General features: G+C 70.8%; 17 protein-coding genes. 6 read left to right on the top strand and 11 right to left on the bottom strand.

Annotated features, from left to right (window positions below; all coding sequences use genetic code 11):
- Positions 1–38: 38 nt before the first annotated feature.
- The gene (locus tag AB0A95_RS07465; RefSeq protein ID WP_088950012.1) at positions 39–296 is read right to left on the bottom strand and encodes a WhiB family transcriptional regulator; all 258 of its coding nucleotides are present in this window, start codon (positions 294–296) and stop codon (positions 39–41) included.
- A gap of 451 nt (positions 297–747) precedes the next feature.
- A complete protein-coding gene (locus tag AB0A95_RS07470) occupies positions 748–1,698 on the bottom strand; it encodes a diacylglycerol kinase family protein (RefSeq protein WP_357554787.1) in 951 nt (316 codons plus the stop codon).
- Here AB0A95_RS07470 and AB0A95_RS07475 point away from each other — a divergent pair.
- A complete protein-coding gene (locus tag AB0A95_RS07475; protein WP_357554788.1) occupies positions 1,697–2,131 on the top strand; it encodes a hypothetical protein in 435 nt (144 codons plus the stop codon). The two genes, AB0A95_RS07470 and AB0A95_RS07475, sit on opposite strands and share 2 nt — an antisense overlap.
- A gap of 24 nt (positions 2,132–2,155) precedes the next feature.
- Here the strand turns inward: AB0A95_RS07475 and AB0A95_RS07480 are convergent, their stop codons facing one another.
- From AB0A95_RS07480 to sodN, 3 genes are read right to left on the bottom strand one after another with little or no spacing between them, the layout of a single operon-like run.
- A complete protein-coding gene (locus AB0A95_RS07480) occupies positions 2,156–2,563 on the bottom strand; it encodes an ATP-binding protein (RefSeq protein WP_357554789.1) in 408 nt (135 codons plus the stop codon).
- Positions 2,564–2,595: 32 nt separating this feature from the next.
- A complete protein-coding gene (locus tag AB0A95_RS07485) occupies positions 2,596–3,156 on the bottom strand; it encodes a GNAT family N-acetyltransferase (protein ID WP_357554790.1) in 561 nt (186 codons plus the stop codon).
- Positions 3,153–3,557, bottom strand: coding sequence for a superoxide dismutase, Ni (gene sodN / locus AB0A95_RS07490; protein ID WP_357554791.1), 405 nt, complete (start codon positions 3,555–3,557; stop codon positions 3,153–3,155). The genes AB0A95_RS07485 and sodN overlap by 4 nt, the downstream gene beginning before the upstream one ends.
- An 84-nt stretch (positions 3,558–3,641) precedes the next feature.
- Between sodN and AB0A95_RS07495 the strand changes: the two genes are divergently transcribed.
- From AB0A95_RS07495 to AB0A95_RS07505, 3 genes are all read left to right on the top strand, one after another.
- Positions 3,642–3,992, top strand: coding sequence for a S24/S26 family peptidase (locus AB0A95_RS07495; RefSeq protein WP_357554792.1), 351 nt, complete (start codon positions 3,642–3,644; stop codon positions 3,990–3,992).
- Between the two features lie 143 nt (positions 3,993–4,135).
- The gene (locus AB0A95_RS07500) at positions 4,136–5,314 is read left to right on the top strand and encodes an NADP-dependent malic enzyme (RefSeq protein WP_357554793.1); all 1,179 of its coding nucleotides are present in this window, start codon (positions 4,136–4,138) and stop codon (positions 5,312–5,314) included.
- Positions 5,315–5,387: 73 nt separating this feature from the next.
- The gene (locus AB0A95_RS07505; RefSeq protein ID WP_357554794.1) at positions 5,388–6,350 is read left to right on the top strand and encodes a zinc-binding dehydrogenase; all 963 of its coding nucleotides are present in this window, start codon (positions 5,388–5,390) and stop codon (positions 6,348–6,350) included.
- Positions 6,351–6,417: 67 nt separating this feature from the next.
- On the opposite strand, the gene AB0A95_RS07510 is transcribed toward AB0A95_RS07505, so the two are convergent.
- Together AB0A95_RS07510 and AB0A95_RS07515 are read right to left on the bottom strand one after the other, a co-directional pair.
- On the bottom strand, positions 6,418–7,383 hold the full coding sequence (locus tag AB0A95_RS07510; protein WP_357554795.1) for a dienelactone hydrolase family protein: 966 nt from the start codon (positions 7,381–7,383) through the stop codon (positions 6,418–6,420).
- A 98-nt stretch (positions 7,384–7,481) separates the two neighbouring features.
- The gene (locus AB0A95_RS07515) at positions 7,482–8,531 is read right to left on the bottom strand and encodes an aldo/keto reductase (RefSeq protein WP_357554954.1); all 1,050 of its coding nucleotides are present in this window, start codon (positions 8,529–8,531) and stop codon (positions 7,482–7,484) included.
- Between the two features lie 91 nt (positions 8,532–8,622).
- Between AB0A95_RS07515 and AB0A95_RS07520 the strand changes: the two genes are divergently transcribed.
- Both AB0A95_RS07520 and AB0A95_RS07525 read left to right on the top strand, forming a co-directional pair.
- Positions 8,623–9,060: a MerR family transcriptional regulator gene (locus tag AB0A95_RS07520; RefSeq protein ID WP_357554796.1), complete on the top strand. Its 438-nt coding sequence runs from the start codon at positions 8,623–8,625 to the stop codon at positions 9,058–9,060.
- A gap of 23 nt (positions 9,061–9,083) precedes the next feature.
- Complete coding sequence (locus AB0A95_RS07525; RefSeq protein ID WP_357554797.1) at positions 9,084–9,257, top strand: hypothetical protein; 174 nt, start codon at positions 9,084–9,086, stop codon at positions 9,255–9,257.
- 63 nt (positions 9,258–9,320) lie between these two features.
- Here AB0A95_RS07525 and AB0A95_RS07530 read toward each other — a convergent pair whose 3' ends face one another.
- The 4 genes from AB0A95_RS07530 to AB0A95_RS07545 form a co-directional block, all read right to left on the bottom strand.
- The gene (locus tag AB0A95_RS07530) at positions 9,321–10,436 is read right to left on the bottom strand and encodes an acetate kinase (protein ID WP_357554798.1); all 1,116 of its coding nucleotides are present in this window, start codon (positions 10,434–10,436) and stop codon (positions 9,321–9,323) included.
- On the bottom strand, positions 10,433–12,502 hold the full coding sequence (gene pta, locus AB0A95_RS07535; protein WP_357554799.1) for a phosphate acetyltransferase: 2,070 nt from the start codon (positions 12,500–12,502) through the stop codon (positions 10,433–10,435). The genes AB0A95_RS07530 and pta overlap by 4 nt, the downstream gene beginning before the upstream one ends.
- A gap of 227 nt (positions 12,503–12,729) precedes the next feature.
- Complete coding sequence (locus AB0A95_RS07540) at positions 12,730–12,915, bottom strand: DUF6104 family protein (RefSeq protein WP_030490374.1); 186 nt, start codon at positions 12,913–12,915, stop codon at positions 12,730–12,732.
- A 178-nt stretch (positions 12,916–13,093) separates the two neighbouring features.
- The gene (locus AB0A95_RS07545; RefSeq protein WP_357554800.1) at positions 13,094–16,885 is read right to left on the bottom strand and encodes a multifunctional oxoglutarate decarboxylase/oxoglutarate dehydrogenase thiamine pyrophosphate-binding subunit/dihydrolipoyllysine-residue succinyltransferase subunit; all 3,792 of its coding nucleotides are present in this window, start codon (positions 16,883–16,885) and stop codon (positions 13,094–13,096) included.
- Positions 16,886–16,955: the final 70 nt, after the last annotated feature.

The raw sequence follows: 16,955 nt of genomic DNA on the forward strand, positions 1-16,955 counted from the left end.
GGGCGAACCCACCGGGGCGTACAGCGTGTCGTTGGGGTTCAGGCGGAGTGAGCGCGCAGCACGCGGAGGCCGCCGCGCCGCTTGACGGCCCGCCGCTCCTCTTCGCTCATCCCGCCCCAGACGCCGGCGTCCTGACCGGACTCGAGCGCCCACTGCAGGCACTGGTCGGTCACGGAGCAGCGCCTGCAGACGGCCTTTGCCTGCTCGACCTGCAGCAGAGCCGGTCCAGACGTCCCGATCGGGAAGAACAGCTCCGGGTCCTCGTCGCGGCAGACACTATGGTGACGCCAGTCCATGGCGGCAACACTCCTCATTCTGGATGGGTGGCGAACAATTGCTTGTCGTGCTTTTCCTATATGCATCCGCAGTGCCGATGGTGACAGTTAGCATCCGTCCATTCGGCAGTGCGTGAGCAGGCGTTCAGCGCCGGGGACCTGCTGGAACAGCTCAACCTGACGAGCATATCCAGGCAATGTCCCGGTAACTCAAGTCCGCTTGTGAATACTTTCACGAACGCTCGTGATGTCAAGGGTGACGCTCGGAAAAACTCCGGGCGGTGAGCAAGCCCACAGCCCCTTTGTCCGGTTTTCGGGGCCTTCCCGATTACCCGCCGTGCCACAGTCGAGGATCAATATAGTACAGTCCGCGTGACATTGCTGACATTTCCGGCACCTGCCCCCTCGGTGTGGCGGTGACCAGATCGATGCGGTTGTGGCCACCGTGTCGACCTAGGGCAGTACCCGAGACCTAGCAGATTACTCTCAGTGCGGCGGGAACGGAGGTGAATCTGACTTTCTCCCGCTCGCCGAGATAGTCCCCGTCCAGCTGAAACGCCTGCGGATGGCTGGAGACCAGGGTGAACTCCGGTGTGTCATGGAGCCGTAACACCTGCCGACCGCGCGGATCCGGTTGCCGGGACAGGAACTGCGTCACTGTCCGTGTTGTGCTAGCCACCCGGAGCTGACGTAACGCCAGCACATCCAGCCCGAGGTCGAACGACGCGGCGGGGTTCGGGTTGACCTCCCGGTCGCCCAGGTACGTCCAGGGCGCCGTGTTCTGGATGATGACGGTGGCCAGCTCGGCCTCGGCCTGCTCGCCCGGACGCTCCAGGCTGATCGCCGGGTGTCGGCGGTCCGAGGCGAGGAAGTACTGGTTCATGATCGAACGCAGATAGAGCGTCGGTGTGGACACCCGGCCCTTGCGCCGGGCCTGCTCCACCCGGTGGATGACTGCGGCGTCCAGGCCGAAGCCGGCGCAGAAGGTGAAGTAGCGGTCGTCAGCGCGGCCCAGCCCGACCGTCCGGCTCCGACCCAGCCGCAACCCTTCGAGGATCATGCTGGTCGCCTCCGGCCACTCCCGGGGCAGGCCCAGCGCACGGGCGAACACGTTCGTCGAGCCACCCGGCACTGTCGCCAGGGCGGGCAGCCGCTCGGCCATCGGCGCGTCGTCGGCGCGGGTCGGCGGGTCGGCCGTCATCAGGCCGTTCACCACCTCGTTCACGGTGCCGTCGCCACCGAGGGTGACAACCAGGTCGACGCCCTCGGCGGCGGCCTCCCGCGCCAACGCCATGGCGTGCCCGCGTCGGCGGGTGTAGCGCACACTGAGGTCGACTTCGCTGCGCAGCGCCCGGACAAGCACGTCCCTGCTGCGTTCGCTGGTGGTGGTGGCCTTTGGATTGACCACCAGGACGGCGCGCATGGGCGGCACTGTACCTCTCGGTAGCCCGGGTATCGTGGCGCGCGTGACCATCGACTCGGCCCCGTTTCCCGTCACGCTCCGCTGGGCGGTGCGGCTGCTGTGGGCGGAAGCGGTCGCCGTCGGGCTGATCGCGGCGTGGTTGGTCTGGGCCGACCTCACGGCCACCACCACCGATCTGGCGTCGGCGTTGCTGGTGACAGCGTTCGCCATCGGGGCCGCCGTCGTGCTCTGGGCACTGGGCCGGGCGCTGTCGCGCCGAAAGGCCGGCGCCCGCGCTCCCGCGATCGTGCTCCAGCTGATGCTGCTGCCGATCGGCTGGTTCATGATCCAGGGCGGGCTGGGCTGGCTGGGTGTGCCGCTGATGGCGCTCGGTCTGGGCGTGGGCTGGCTGCTGGTCAGCCCACCGACGACCCGGGCGCTCGGCTTCGAGTGACCGGGCCGGCGTGCGCCGAGCCGGTCAGTAGCCGCCGGAGCGGCGGGTCAGCAACGCGATAGTGGCACGACCGTCGACGGCCGTGGCGGACGCCGACGTGGTCAACGCGGTGAGCACCTTCCAGGCGAAGGACGACTCGGCGGGCAGCGTGGCACCGCGCACTGTCGGCACTGTCACCTCGACCGTCAACGCGTCCTCGGTGACCCTGAAGCGGCACTCCAACTCGGCGTCGCGGGTGGCGATGGCGAGCAGCATGGCGCACGCCTCGTCGACAGCGATCCGCAGATCCTCGATCTCGTCGAGCGCGAACTGCAACCGGGCCGCGAGCCCGGCGGTGGCGGTGCGGAGCACGCCGAGGTAACCGCCGTCGGCAGGCACCGTGAGGTGCACCACGTCGTCGTCGGTCGCTGGCTGGCCAGTCAGTTGAGTCACGCCTCATCCCCCCGGTCGGGGACTCTACCCGGTCAGTCGCCCGTACGCGTGCCAGCGGTGGCGGCTTGGTCGGCCAACTCGCGCAGCGCGTCGCCACCGAGCCGATAGGGGACCCACTCGCTCATCGGCTGCGCGCCGATCGAGGCGTAGAAGCCGGCGGCCGGGTTCCAGTGGATCATCCACCACTCCAGTCGCCGGTAGCCGCGTCGTACGCAGATCTCGGCCAGGGTGGCGAGCAACAGCCGACCGGCCCCGGTGCCCCGCGCGGCCGGCCGCACGTAGAGGTCTTCCAGGTAGATGCCGTGCACACCGGCCCAGGTGGAGAAGTTGAGGAACCACAACGCGAAGCCGATCGGTTCGTCCTGCTCATCGACCGCGACATGACCGAAGAGCGCCGGCGCGGGGCTGGACGCTCCCGAGGCCACGCCGCTGGTCGGAGCGGTCGGGAACAGGGCCGAGGTCAACTGCTCGGCGGTGAGGTGGCACTGGTCCGGGGCCTGTTCGTACTCCGCCAGGTCGTGCACCATGGCGACGACGGCCGGCACGTCCTCGGGACGTGCCGGCCGGATCGTCGGAGTGACCGGTACGGTCACGCCTTCTTGGTCTCCCAGAAGATCTTCGAGATCTCGTCGATCTTCGCGAGCAGCTTGTCGGCGGTGGCCGGGTCGAGGCTGCCCTTGACGCCACTGGCGCCGGCGAGCTTGGTGGCCTCGTTGAACAGGCTGTGCAGGTTCGGGTACTTCTCGAAGTGCGGCGGCTTGAAGTAGTCGGTCCACAGCACCCACAGGTGGTGCTTGACCAGCTCGGCGCGCTGCTCCTTGATGATGACGGCGCGGGTGCGGAACTCCGGGTCGGTGTTCGCCTGGTACTTCTCGCAGATCATTTTGACCGATTCGGCCTCGATCCGGGCCTGGGCCGGGTCGTAGACGCCGCACGGTAGGTCGCAGTGAGCGCTCGCGGTCACGCGGGGCGCAAGGATGCGCAGAAATCGCATCGGGATCCTCCATGGGAAGTTTGCGATGATCAAAGGCGACATTACTCCTGGGGATGCTCCCCTAACCGGGTGGAGGTGAAACCAATGGACACCGATCACCCGGCTGAGGCGCCTCGGCTGCGGGGGCCGTTGACCGCCGTTCTGGTGGTCGGCCCGTCCATGGCACCCGCCCTGCGGCACGGCGACTCGGTGCTGGTCCGCCCCGGTGGCCGCCGAATCCGACCCGGGGACGTGGTGGTCGCGGTCTTCCGGAGCCGTCCCGACCTGCTGGTGGTGAAGCGGGCGGTCCGGAAACAGGACGGCGGCTGGTGGCTGCGCGGGGACAACGATCTGGTCACCGACGACTCCCGGGTGTACGGGGTGGCCGACGTGCGGGGGCGGGTGCTGGTCCGCTACTGGCCACGCCCCGGCCGGGTGCGCCGCCACCTGATATGACCCTGCTCACACCCGAGGGGTAGGGCCGACACTATGCTCGGAAGTGACCGGGTGACCCCCTGCACCGCGCGCCATCGCTCGCCGCCCACCTCGCGGCCGGGCTGGCCCGCTTCGTCTGCTCGACAGATCCTGGAGTCACCACCATGTCTTCGTCCACCGTGGACCCCGCTGATCCCGTCTTCCTGCTGCACCGGGGCGGCAAGATGGCAGTCACCTCGACAGTGCCGCTCACCAGCCGGGAAGATCTCTCCCTGGCGTACACCCCGGGGGTGGCGCGGGTGTGCGAGGCGATCGCCGCCGATCCCGCCCTGGTGGACGACTACACCTGGGTGTCGCACACCGTCGCCGTGGTCACCGACGGCTCGGCGGTCCTCGGGCTCGGCAACATCGGCCCGCGCGCCGCGCTGCCGGTGATGGAGGGCAAGGCGGTGCTGTTCAAGCAGTTCGGCGGGGTGGACGCCGTGCCGGTCTGTCTGGACACCCAGGACACGGACGAGATCGTCGCCGTGGTCCGGGCGCTGGCCCCCTCGTTCGGTGGGATCAACCTGGAGGACATCAGCGCGCCCCGGTGCTTCGAGATCGAGCGCCGGCTCGACGAGGCGCTGGACATCCCGGTCTTCCACGACGACCAGCACGGCACCGCGATCGTGGTGCTCGCCGCGCTGCGCAACGCCGCCACCCTGCTCGACCGCAAGCTCGGTGACCTGCGGGTGGCGGTGAGCGGTGCGGGCGCGGCCGGGGTGGCAGTGACGAAGATGCTCGTCGCCGGGGGCGTCAACCCCGACCAGGTGGTGGTCTGCGACTCCAGGGGGATCATCGGCCGGCACCGCACCGGGCTGACCGCCACCAAGGCCGAGCTGGCGGCGAGCACCAACGCGGACGGCCGCCGCGGCGACATCACCGAGGCGTTGCGCGACGCGGACGTGCTGATCGGGGTGTCCGGCGGGCAGATCCCCGAGGCGGCGGTGGCTCGGATGGCACCCGGCGGGATCGTGTTCGCGCTGGCCAACCCGACCCCGGAGGTGCACCCCGAGGTGGCCGCCCGGCACGTCGCGGTGGTCGCCACCGGGCGCAGCGACTACCCCAACCAGATCAACAACGTGCTTGCCTTCCCGGGCGTGTTCCGCGGCGCGCTCGACGCCGGCGCGACCCGGATCACCGAGTCGATGAAGGTCGCCGCCGCGGACGCCATCGCCGGTGTGGTGGCCGAGTCGCTGACCGTCGACGCGATCGTCCCCTCGCCGCTGGACCCACGCGTCGCGCCGGCCGTCGCCGAGGCGGTCGCCGAAGCCGCCCGCCGCGACGGCGTCGCCCGCCGGTAGCCGCGAGCGTTGGCCGGGGTCGCTCGGGCGCGGCCCGCCACACGGCTTCTTAACGAGCGCTCAGCTTGTTACCGTGCCGATCATGCGTGCTGCCTTTGCCTCCCGCTTCGACGACGCCGACCCGCTCGCCGCGCTCACCGTCGGCGAGCGGCCCGAGCCGACCCATCCGGCCGACGACTGGGTGACGGTGCGGGTGCGAGCCACCTCGCTCAACCACCACGACCTCTGGTCGCTGCGCGGGGTGGGGCTCGCCGAGGCCCAGCTGCCCATGATCCTCGGCTGCGACGCGGTCGGGCTGGACCCGGAGGGCCGTCCGGTGGTCGTGTACCCGGTGGTGGTCACTCCGGGTGACCCGCGCGGGGTCTCCATCCTCTCCGAGCACTTCGCCGGGACACTCGCCGACCGGGTGGCCGTACCCCGGTCGAATCTGGTCCCGCTGCCCGACGGCATGGCGGCGACCGACGCGGCGTGCCTGCCCACGGCCTGGCTGACGGCGTGGCGGATGCTGACCACCAAGGGCCGCGTCGCGGACGCCGACAGCGTGCTGGTCCAGGGCGCGGGCGGCGGTGTCGCCACCGCAGCCGTCGCGCTCGCCGTCGCGATGGGCAAGCGGGTGTACGCGACGAGCCGCGACGCGGTCAAGCGGGACCGGATCTCGGCCCTCGGCGCCACCGCCGTGGAACCCGGTGCCCGGCTGCCGGAACGGGTCGACGTGGTGATCGAGACGGTCGGCGCGGCGACCTTCGACCACTCGCTGAAGTCGGCAGCGCCGATGGCCCGGATCGTGGTCTCCGGCGCGACCGCCGGGCACGAGCCGACGGTCAACCTGCGTCGGGTCTTCGCGATGCAGTTGGAGATCCTGGGCACCTCGATGGGCACGCCGGGTGAGTTGTACGAGCTGTTGGCGTTCTGCTCGGACAACGAGGTGCGCCCGGTGGTGGACACAGTCGTCCCGTTCAGTCGGGTCGAGGACGCCTTCGCCCGCCTGCACTCCGGCGACGCCTTCGGCAAGGTCGTCATCGACCACACCGCCTGACGCCGCCTTCATGATCCGCGCAACATCGGGGAAACTGCTGCCTCGGGCCGCGCTGAGGCTGGCCGGGTCACAGGTGGTCGTCGAAGGTGGCGATGTCGCCGCGGGTGGCGTCGGTGGCGATGCGCTTCTTGGCCGCCGCGTCGCCGTAGAGCGACCAGCGCAGGAACTCGACTGTCGTGTCCGAGACGACCCGCAGCGTCGCGCCGTCGCCAAGCAGCGCCCGCCCGTGGTCACCCCTGGGCAGGCTCAGCATCGCCTTGGGCCAGGGCACCTTGTCGTACGCCGCCTTGCCCGCCGCGTAGTCGACCACCTCGTCCAGCTCGCCGTGCACGAACAGTTGCGGCGCGGACGCGCCGGCGAACGCGGTGCCCACACCAAGGGCCGTGCCGGCGAACACCACGCCCGCGTCCAGCCGCTTGTCCCGGCTCGCGGTGAACAGGCCGATGGTGGTCACCCCGCCCGCCGAGTGCCCGGCCGCGGCGACCCGCTCCCCGTCCACCCGGCCGCGCAACGCGTCGCCGGCGGTGCCGTCCAGCGCCAACACCCGATCTAGCGCGTACGACACGTCGGCCGGCTGGTTGAGCACGTCGAGGACGTTCTTGTCGCCACCGGAGGAGGTGTGCGGGAACGCCGGCGCGGCCACCACGAAACCCGCCGCCGCCCATCGGGTCAGCAGCGTGGCGTAGTCGTCCGGCCGCCCGCCCAGCCCGTGGCTGAACATCACCACCGGAAACCGGCCCTCGGCTGCCGTCGCGGACCGTCTGGCCGCGCCGCCGGATTCCCCGGCCGCCGGGTACCAGAGCGTCGTCGGCAGCGCCCGGCCGTCCCGGTTCAGCTTCAGTTGGCGTACGCCGACAGCGAAGCTGCGTTGCGGGGCCCTGCCGGCCGGAACCTTCGGGGTCGGTGTGGCGGCGGGCGGCCGTTCGACGGGCGCCTGCCGGCCCTCGGTCTTCCGGGCGTCAGTGGAGCAACCGACCAGACCGGACAGCAGCACGGTGCCGGCCAGCAGTGCCGGGGTGACGCGACGGGACATGAATCCGATTGTGCCTCGCCCACCGGGCCGGCCCGGTGCGTTCTGGCGCGGTGTGTCCATTCGATCACCCGACGTCGCACGGTCGGCACCGGGCGCGCTCAGGCGGCGGCGCGTTCGGCGAAAGGGCGTCGCCGCCGTGCGGTGTCGGTCAGTGCGGGGTTGGGGAAGGCGGCGTTGGGGTTGTACCGGTTCGTCCCGGGCGGCACGATCTCGTCGATCCGGTCGAGGGTCGCGTCGTCCAGGGTGAGCGTGGCGCCCGTGAGCAGATCCTCCAGTTGCGGCAGGGTCCGCGGTCCGATGATCGCCGAGGTCACGGCCGGGTGGGCCACGGTGAAGGCGATGGCCAACTGCGCAAGCGTGCAGCCGAGGCCTGCCGCGAGGTCGACGAGCTGTTCGACGGCGTCGAGCTTCGCGGCGTTCTCGGCGATCGTGGGGTCGAACTGTGCCGGCCGCAGCGCGGCCCGCCCGGTCGTCAGGTCGACGGGCTGGTCCCTGCGGTACCTCCCGCTCAGGAACCCGAAGGCGAGCGGGCTCCAGACCAGCACTCCCATCCCGTAGCGCTGGCAGACCGGAAGGGTCGCGGCCTCCACCCCGCGGGCCAGGATCGAGTACGGCGGTTGCTCGGTGCGCAGCCGTCCGAGGCCGCGACGCTCGGACACCTCGTGCGCCTCGACGATCTCCTCGGCCGGGAACGTCGAGCAGCCGAAGGCGCGGATCTTTCCGTCGCGGACCAGGTCGGTGAGCACCGAGAGCGTCTCCTCGATGTCGGTCGAGGGGTCGGGGCGGTGGATCTGGTAGAGGTCGATCCAGTCGGTGTCCAGACGACGCAGGCTGCCCTCGACCGCCTTCAGGATCCACCGCCGCGAGTTGCCGCCCTGGTTGGGGCCCTCGCCCATCGGAAAGTGCACCTTGGTGGCCAGCACGACGTCGTCGCGGCGCCCCCGCAGCGCCTTGCCGACGATCTCCTCGGACTCGCCCCGGCCGTACATGTCGGCGGTGTCAATCATGTTGATGCCCTGGTCGAGCGCGGTGTGGATGATCCGGGCGCAGTCGTCGTGGTCGGGGTTGCCGACGGCACCGAACATCATGGTCCCGAGGCAGTGGGTGCTCACCTCGATGCCGGTGCCGCCGAGGGTGCGATAGCGCATGTCGATGTTCTCCTCGATGCTCCAGTAGTGATCACCTGGCACCGTAGGAGCTGGAGTCGGCTCTAGGTCAACCCTCGTTACCCTGCTCGGCATGGTTGAGGTCACCGAGACGCTGAGCATCGGACAGGTCGCCGAACGCACCGGTCTGAGCGTGCACACCCTCCGCTTCTACGAGCAGGAGGGCATCTTCGTCAGCCCGGTACGCCGTGGGTCCACCGGACGTCGTCTCTACAGCCAGGACGACGTGGACTGGCTGACCGTCTGCGTCATCCTCCGCGCCTCCGGCATGCCACTGCCGGCGCTGCGCCGCTACACCGAACTCGTCCGCGAGGGCGCGGGCAACGAGGAGGAGAGACTCGCGCTCATGCGTGAGCACCACGGGCGCGTCACGGAGCAGATCGGCAGGCTCACCCAGAGCCTGGACCTGATCACCTTCAAGGTCGGGGTGTACGAGGATCTGCTCGACGAGGCCCGGCCCGCGGTCGCGCCAGGCCGGCAGGATCAGTGGGCCGGGGACGGTGCCGCCTGACCAGCTTCGCTAGGGTCACCGACATGCCTGAGAACTACACGGACCCCAGCGGCAACACCGAGGCGTTCCGCGCCTTCAACCAGACGCCGGAGGGTACGGCGCCGACGGAGGCCCCGTCCCGCCTGCCGCTCATCATCGGTGCGGCAGTGGTCGTCGTGGTGCTTGTCGCACTCGTCACCTGGCTGGCCACCGGCTGATCGAGTCGCAACCGACTCGCGCGCGCACCCTCGGGCCTTCCGGGGGTGCGCGCCCGTGTGACGTCAGGCCGCCCCGACCACGTCCCGGGTCTGCCGGGCGATCTCCCGTTCCTCGTCGGTCCGGATGACACAGACGCTCACCTCGGCGCCCTCGGGTGAGATCAACCGGTCGCCCGTGCCGTCGTTGCGGGCGTCGTCCACCGCGATGCCGAGCCGGTCCAGACCGGCCAGCGCGGCAGCCCGCACCGGCGCGGCGTTCTCGCCGACCCCGGCGGTGAAGGCGATCGCGTCGACGCCGCCGAGCAGCGCGTAGTACGCCCCGACATACTCGGTGATCCGCCGGCAGTACACGTCGAAGGCCAGCGCCGCAGCCCGGTCACCGGCCGCCCGGCGTTCGAGCACCTCGCGCATGTCGTTGGCGCCGGTCAGCCCCAACAGGCCGCTGCGGTGGTTGAGCAGGTCGTCGATGTCGTCCACGGACAGCCCACCCTCCCGGCGCAGGTGGAAGATCACTGTCGGGTCCACGTCGCCGCTGCGGGTGCCCATCACCAGCCCCTGCAACGGGGACATGCCCATCGAGGTGGCGACGCTGCGACCCTGTGCCACAGCGCACGCGCTGGCCCCGTTGCCCAGGTGCAGGGTGATCGTGTTGACCTGCTCGTACGGGCGGCCCAGCAGCTCCGCCGTACGCCGGGACACGTACGCGTGCGAGGTGCCGTGGAAGCCGTACCGGCGGATGTCGTAACGCTCAGCGGTGTCCCGGTCGATCGCGTACGTCGCGGCGGCCTCCGGCAGGGTGTGGTGGAACGCGGTGTCGAAGACGGCGACCTGCGCGACGTCCGGCAGCGCCGCGCGGGCCACCTCGATGCCGGCCAGGTTGGCCGGGTTGTGCAGCGGGGCGAGCGGCACCAGGTCCCTGATCGCGGCCAGCACCTCGTCGTCGACGAGCACCGGTGCGGTGAACCTCCGGCCGCCGTGCACCACCCGGTGCCCCACCGCGGTCAGCCCGGTCAGGTCCAGACCGTCCAGGATCTGTCGGACCGCACCGGCGTGGTCCGCCGGGCCGCCACCGGGCTCACCGACCCGCTCGACGGTGCCGTGGTCGAGCACCAGGTCCCCGTCGTAGTGACGCCACTTCACCGACGACGACCCGCAGTTGAGCACCAGCACCCGACTCACGAGGGCTCCTCCGTTGCCGCCTGGATGGCGGTGATCGCCACAGTGTTGACGATGTCCGCCACTCCCGCGCCGCGGGACAGGTCGTTCACCGGACGGCGCAGGCCCTGCATGACCGGGCCGACGGCGACCGCCCCGGCGGAGCGCTGCACCGCCTTGTACGTGTTGTTGCCCGTGTTCAGGTCCGGAAAGATGAAGACCGTGGCCTGCCCGGCGACCGGGCTGCCGGGCAGCTTCGTCGCCGCCACCGCGGGGTCGATCGCCGCGTCGTACTGGATCGGCCCCTCCACCAGCAGGTCGGGCCGGCGCTCCCGGACCAGGGCGGTGGCCACGGCGACCTTCTCCACGTCCGCGCCCGCGCCGGAGCTGCCGGTGGAGTACGACAGCATCGCCACCCGGGGTTCGATGCCGAACCGGGCGGCGGTGTCGGCCGACGAGATCGCGATGTCGGCGAGCTGGGGGGCGTCCGGGTCGCGGTTGACCGCGCAGTCGCCGTAGACCAGCACCCGGTCGGCGAGCAGCATGAAGAAGACGCTGGACGCCACCGACACGTTCGGCACGGTACGGATGACCTCGAACGCCGGTCGGATGGTCGCGGCGGTGGTGTGCGTCGCGCCGGAGACCATGCCGTCGGCCCGTCCGGTCGCCACCATCAGCGTGCCGAAGTAGTTGGGCTGGGCCACGATGTCGTACGCCAACTCGGCGCTGACGCCCCGGTGGGCGCGCAGCCGCGCGTACTCGGCGGCGAAGTCGTCACGCCACCCGCTGGTGACCGGGTCGACGACGTTCGCGTCACCGAGGTCGATGCCCAGCTCGCGGGTGCGTCGGGCGAGGTCGTCCGGCCGGCCGAGCAGGGTCAGTTCGGCGACGCCCCGGCGCAGCAGGATCTCGGCCGCGCGCAGGATCCGCTCGTCGGCGCCCTCCGGCAGCACCAGGTGCCGCGGCTTCGACCGGGCCCGGTCGATCAGCTCGTTCTCGAACATCAGCGGGGTCACCCGCGTCGACCGGCTGACCCGCAGCCGGCGGGCCAGGTCGTCAGTGTCCACGCAGCGCTCGAACGCCCCCAGCGCCGCCTCCACCTTGCGCGGGTTCGCTGTGCTGGGCCGGCCCTCGATCCGGCTGGACGCGGCCACTGTGTCGTAGCTGTCGCTGCGCACCGAGAGCACCGCCAGCCCGGTGTTCAGGCCCTCCACCAGCCGCATGACCCGGGGGTCGGGCTGTTCGCCGAGGGTGAGGACCAGCCCGGCCACCGACACCTGCCCGGCCACGTGCGCGGCACTCGCCGCCACCAGCAGGTCGGCCCGGTCTCCGGGGGTGATCACCAGGGCGCCCTCGGTGAGGTGGCCCAGCAGCGTCGGCACGTGCGCCGCGCCGACCACGAAGTCCAGGACGTCCCGACCGAGCGCCGCCTCGTCTCCGGCCAGCAGGGTGGCGCCGAGCGCCGCCGCCACCTCGGCCACCGTCGGCGCCGACACGCTCGGCACCTCCGGGATGGCGTACGCGGGGACCGGCAGGTCGGGCAGCGTCATCGGCTCGGAGACCCGGTTGGCGATCACCGCGAGCACCGTCGCCCCCAGGTCGGCCAGATCGTGGTACGCCCCGCGCACGGCCGCCGCCACCGCCGACGGCTCCTGCTCGAAGCCGTCCACCACGGGCACCACCACGCTGCCGAACTCGGTGGCCAGCCGGGCGTTGAAGGCCAACTCCCGAGGATGGGCCGGGTCGCCCGGGTCGTCGAAGTCGCTGCCCACCACGACCACCGCCGGGCACTGCCGCTCCACCGCCCGGTACCGCTCGACGACAGTGGAGATCAGCTCCTCGCGCCGGCCGTCGGCGACAAGCGCCGCGGCCTGGGAGTAGCTCGCCCCGGCCAGCTCGGCCAGCGGCAGCTCGACCCGGTACCGCTCACTGAGCAGGGCGAGGATCGGGTCCGGACCGGCGTCGGAGACCAACGGCCGGAACACGCCGATCCGCCCCACCTGACGGGACAGCAACTCCGCCAGCCCGAGCGCGACCGTCGACTTCCCCCCACCGGACCCCACGCTGGTCAGATACACACTGCGAGCCACGCCACCACCCTAAAAGATCGTGAACCCCAAAAAACCCACCCCCACCAACCCCGCCCGCCCTCCCCCCGGCCGGCCCGCCCCCGGCCCCGGCCCGCCCCCCGGTGCGCCCGCCCCCGGTGATCACGAGGTTGTTGCCCGACGCGCCGACGACACGCGCGGCTAACCTCATGATCAACGCTGACGGGCTGACAACTCTGGCGGGGCGGCGGGGCGGCGGGCGGGCGGGGTTAGGCGTCTTCGTCGTCTGGGTCGTCCAGGCGGGCCAGGTAGGTGGCCAGGCGTTCGATGGGGGTTTCGAAGTCGGGGTTGAGGTCGACGAAGTCGCGCAGGCGCTCACCCAGCCACTCCAGGGTCACCTGCTCTTCGCCCCGGCGCTCGACCAGCTCCTCGATGCCACGGTCGGTGAAGTACATGGGTACGTCCTCGTGCTCGGCCCGGCGTGGACCGGGCGGGTTGATGGGTGGTCGACCGGCCGGCGGGCGGGCCGGGTGGGGCCGCCGGCCGGCCCGGGTCGGACCGGGCGGGACCGATGCGAGCCGGGGCAGGGCCGCTGTGAAACGGCCCTGCCCCGGCTTTCGTGCTCAGGTCAGGTCACGGGCGGGGGAGAGCCGCCTCGATCAGCGCGTTCTGCTCGACCTCGTGGGTCTTGGCCGAGCCGACCGCCGGGGCGGCAGCGGCCGGGCGGGAGATCCGCCGCAGCCGGACGTCCGTGAGGTGCTCCAGCAGGTTGAGCGCGACGAACGACCAGGCACCCTGGTTGGCCGGCTCCTCCTGCACCCAGGCGAAGTCCTCCGCGTTCGGGAACTGCGCGAGGGCGGCCCGGATCTCCTCCACCGGCAACGGGTACAGCTGCTCGATGCGGAGGATCGCGGTGTCGGTGACGCCACGCTCCTGCCGGGCCTGGAACAGGTCGTAGTAGACCTTGCCGGAGCAGAGCAGCACCCGCTTCACCGCCTCCGGTGCCGGGGCGGCCGGGTCGCGCAGCACCGGCTGGAAGGTGCCGGTGGTGAAGTCCTCCACCGAGGAGACGCAGAGCTTGTGCCGCAGCAGCGACTTCGGTGTGAACACCACGAGCGGCTTGCGCTTGGGTGACAGGGCCTGGCGGCGCAGCAGGTGGAAGTAGTTCGCCGGGGTCGTCGGGATGGACACCCGCATGTTGTCCTCGGCGCACATCTGTAGGAACCGCTCCGGCCGGCCGGAGGTGTGATCCGGGCCCTGGCCCTCGTGGCCGTGCGGCAGCAGCAGGGTGATGGCGGAGCGCTGGCCCCACTTGACCTCGCCGGAGGAGATGAACTCGTCGATCACCGACTGGGCGCCGTTGACGAAGTCGCCGAACTGGGCCTCCCAGGCGACGAGGGCGTTGATGTTCTCCACCGAGTAGCCGTACTCGAAGCCCATCGCCGCGTACTCGCTGAGCAGCGAGTCGTGCACGAAGAACCGGGAGCGTTCGCCGTCGCCGGTGAGCGACTTCAGCGGCAGGTAGTCGTCGCCGGTGCGGGAGTCGACCACCGAGGCGTGCCGCTGGACGAACGTGCCGCGCCGCGAATCCTGCCCGGCCAGCCGGACGGTGACCCCGTCGTGCAGCAGTGCCCCGAGCGCGATGATCTCGCCGAAGCCCCAGTCGATGTTGCCCTCGGTGGACATCTTGGCCCGCCGGTCCAGCAGTTGCTGGATCCGCTTGTGCGGGGTGAAGCCCTCCGGGAGGTTGACGTGCGCCTCGCCGATGGCCTTGACCACCGCCGCGTCGGTGGCGGTGTCGACCTGCGGCTCCGGCTCCTCCTCGCGGCGCGGCCGGTTGAGCTGTCGTGGCGCCGAGGCGGCGTCCCGGGTGGCCTTGAAGACCTTCTCCAGCTGCGCCTGGTAGTCGCGCAGCAGTTCCTCCGCGTCCTCCACAGTGATGTCGCCGCGGCCGATCAGCTCCTCGGTGTAGAGCTTGCGCACCGAGCGCTTCGAATCAATGATCTTGTACATCTGGGGGTTGGACATCGACGGGTCGTCGCCCTCGTTGTGCCCGCGCCGGCGGTAGCAGACCATGTCGATCACGACGTCCTTGTTGAACGTCTGCCGGTATTCGAAGGCCAGCCGGGCCACCCGGACCACGGCCTCCGGGTCGTCGCCGTTGACGTGGAAGATCGGTGCCTGGATCATCCGGGCCACGTCGGTGCTGTAGAGGCTGGACCGGCTGTATTCCGGTGCGGTGGTGAAGCCGACCTGGTTGTTGACGACCACGTGCACGGTGCCGCCGGTGCGGTAGCCGCGCAACTGCGACAGGTTGAGCGTCTCGGCGACCACGCCCTGCCCGGCGAACGCGGCGTCACCGTGCACCGCCAACGGCAGCACTGTGTAGCCCTCAAGCTTGAGGTCGATCCGGTCCTGCTTGGCCCGGACGATGCCCTCCAGCACCGGGTCGACGGCCTCCAGGTGCGACGGGTTGGCCACCACCGACACCTTGACCGCGTGCGCGCCGTCCGGGGTGGTGAACTTGCCGTTCTGGCCGAGGTGGTATTTCACGTCGCCGGAGCCCTGCGTCGAGCGCGGGTCCAGGTGACCCTCGAACTCCGAGAAGATCTTCTCGTACGGCTTGCCGACGATGTTGGCCAGCACGTTGAGTCGACCGCGGTGCGCCATGCCGATGACGACCTCGTCCAGGCCGTTCTCGGCGGAGGACTCCAGCACCTCACCGAGCAGCGGGATCAGCGACTCGCCGCCCTCCAGCGAGAAGCGCTTCTGGCCCACGTACTTGGTCTGTAGGAAGGTCTCGAACGCCTCGGCGGCGTTGAGCCGGTTGAGCACGTGCTTCTGCTCGTCGGCGGCCGGCTTCTCGTACTTGCGCTCGATCCGTTCCTGCACCCAGCGCCGCTCCTCCGGGTCCTGGATGTGCATGTACTCGATGCCGACCCGGCGGCAGTAGGAGTCCCGCAGCACGCCCAGGATCGAGCGCAGCTTCATCCGCTGCCGGCCGGCGAAGCCGTTGACCGGGAACTCGCGGTCCAGGTCCCACAGGGTGAGCCCGTGCTGGAGGACGTCCAGGTCGGGGTGCTTGCGGATCTTGAATTCCAGCGGGTCGGTGTCGGCCATCAGGTGGCCGCGCACCCGGTACGCGTGGATCAGCTCGTGCACCCGGGCGGTCTTGTTGATCTGACCCTCGGAGTTGACCGCCACGTCGCGCATCCACCGCACCGGCTCGTACGGGATGCGCAGCGAGGTGAAGATCTCGTCGTAGAAGGCGTGCTCGCCGAGGATCAGCTCGTGCATCACCTTGAGGAACTCGCCGGACTGCGCGCCCTGGATGATCCGGTGGTCGTACGTGCTGGTCAGCGTGATGATCTTGCTGACGGCCAGCTCGGCGAGGGTGGCCTCGGACATGCCCTGGTAGGGAGCCGGGTATTCCATCGCGCCCACGCCGATGATCGCGCTCTGCCCCTGCATCAGGCGCGGCATCGAGTGCACGGTGCCGATGCCGCCCGGGTTGGTCAGCGAGATCGTGGTGCCGGAGTAGTCCTCCATGGTCAGCTCGTTGCGCCGCGCCCGCCGGACCACGTCCTCGTACGCCTGCCAGAACTGCCGGAAGTCCATCTGCTCGCAGCCCTTGATGGACGGGACCACCAGGTTGCGGGTGCCGTCCGGCTTGGCCAGGTCGATCGCGATGCCGAGGTTGACGTGTGCCGGGCGGACCATCGCCGGCTTGCCGTTGGCCTCGGCGAAGGAGTTGTTCATCTCGGGGTGCTGGACCAGCGCCCGCACCAGCGCGTACCCGACCAGGTGGGTGAAACTGACCTTGCCACCGCGCCCCCGGGCGAGGTGGTTGTTGATCACGATGCGGTTGTCGACGAGCAGCTTGGCCGGGACGGCGCGCACGCTTGTCGCGGTGGGCACGCTCAGCGAGGCGTCCATGTTCTGGACGATCTTCGCCGCGACACCCCGCAACGGCGTGGTCTGCGGGCCGTCGGCGCTCGGCGCGGCGGCCGGCTTCGCCGGGGCGGCCTTCGCCGGGGAGGCCGTGGACGCGGCCGGCGCGGCGGCGGGCTTGGTCGGCGCCGACTGCGCGGCGGCGGGCTTGGCCGGTGCCGGCTGCGCGGCGGACGGTTGGGCGGCGGTGGGCTTGCTCGCGGTCGCCGGCGGCGTGGCGCTCGGCTGGCTGACCGTGGCGGCTGCCTCCGGCTGCCCGTCCGGCTCGGGAGCGGCGGCCGGCTTTTCCGACGTCTCGGCCCCGCTTGGCGTGGCCGCGCCGGGCGCCGGGCGGTAGTCGGCGAAGAAGTCGTGCCAGGCCGAATCGACGCTCGATGGGTCGGCGAGGTACCGCTGGTACATCTCCTCGACGATCCACTCATTCGGGCCGAAACCCGCCAGTGGGTTCTCCTGCGAAGTCTGCTGGGTCGACACGGCCGGTAATCGCCTCTTTCACGCGGGTTTGTGTGGCACGCGGTGTGTCCCTCGTGCCCGATTAGGAGCA

It is taken from the genome of Micromonospora sp. NPDC049230 (assembly GCF_040647875.1).
Classification (GTDB): Bacteria; Actinomycetota; Actinomycetes; order Mycobacteriales; family Micromonosporaceae; genus Micromonospora.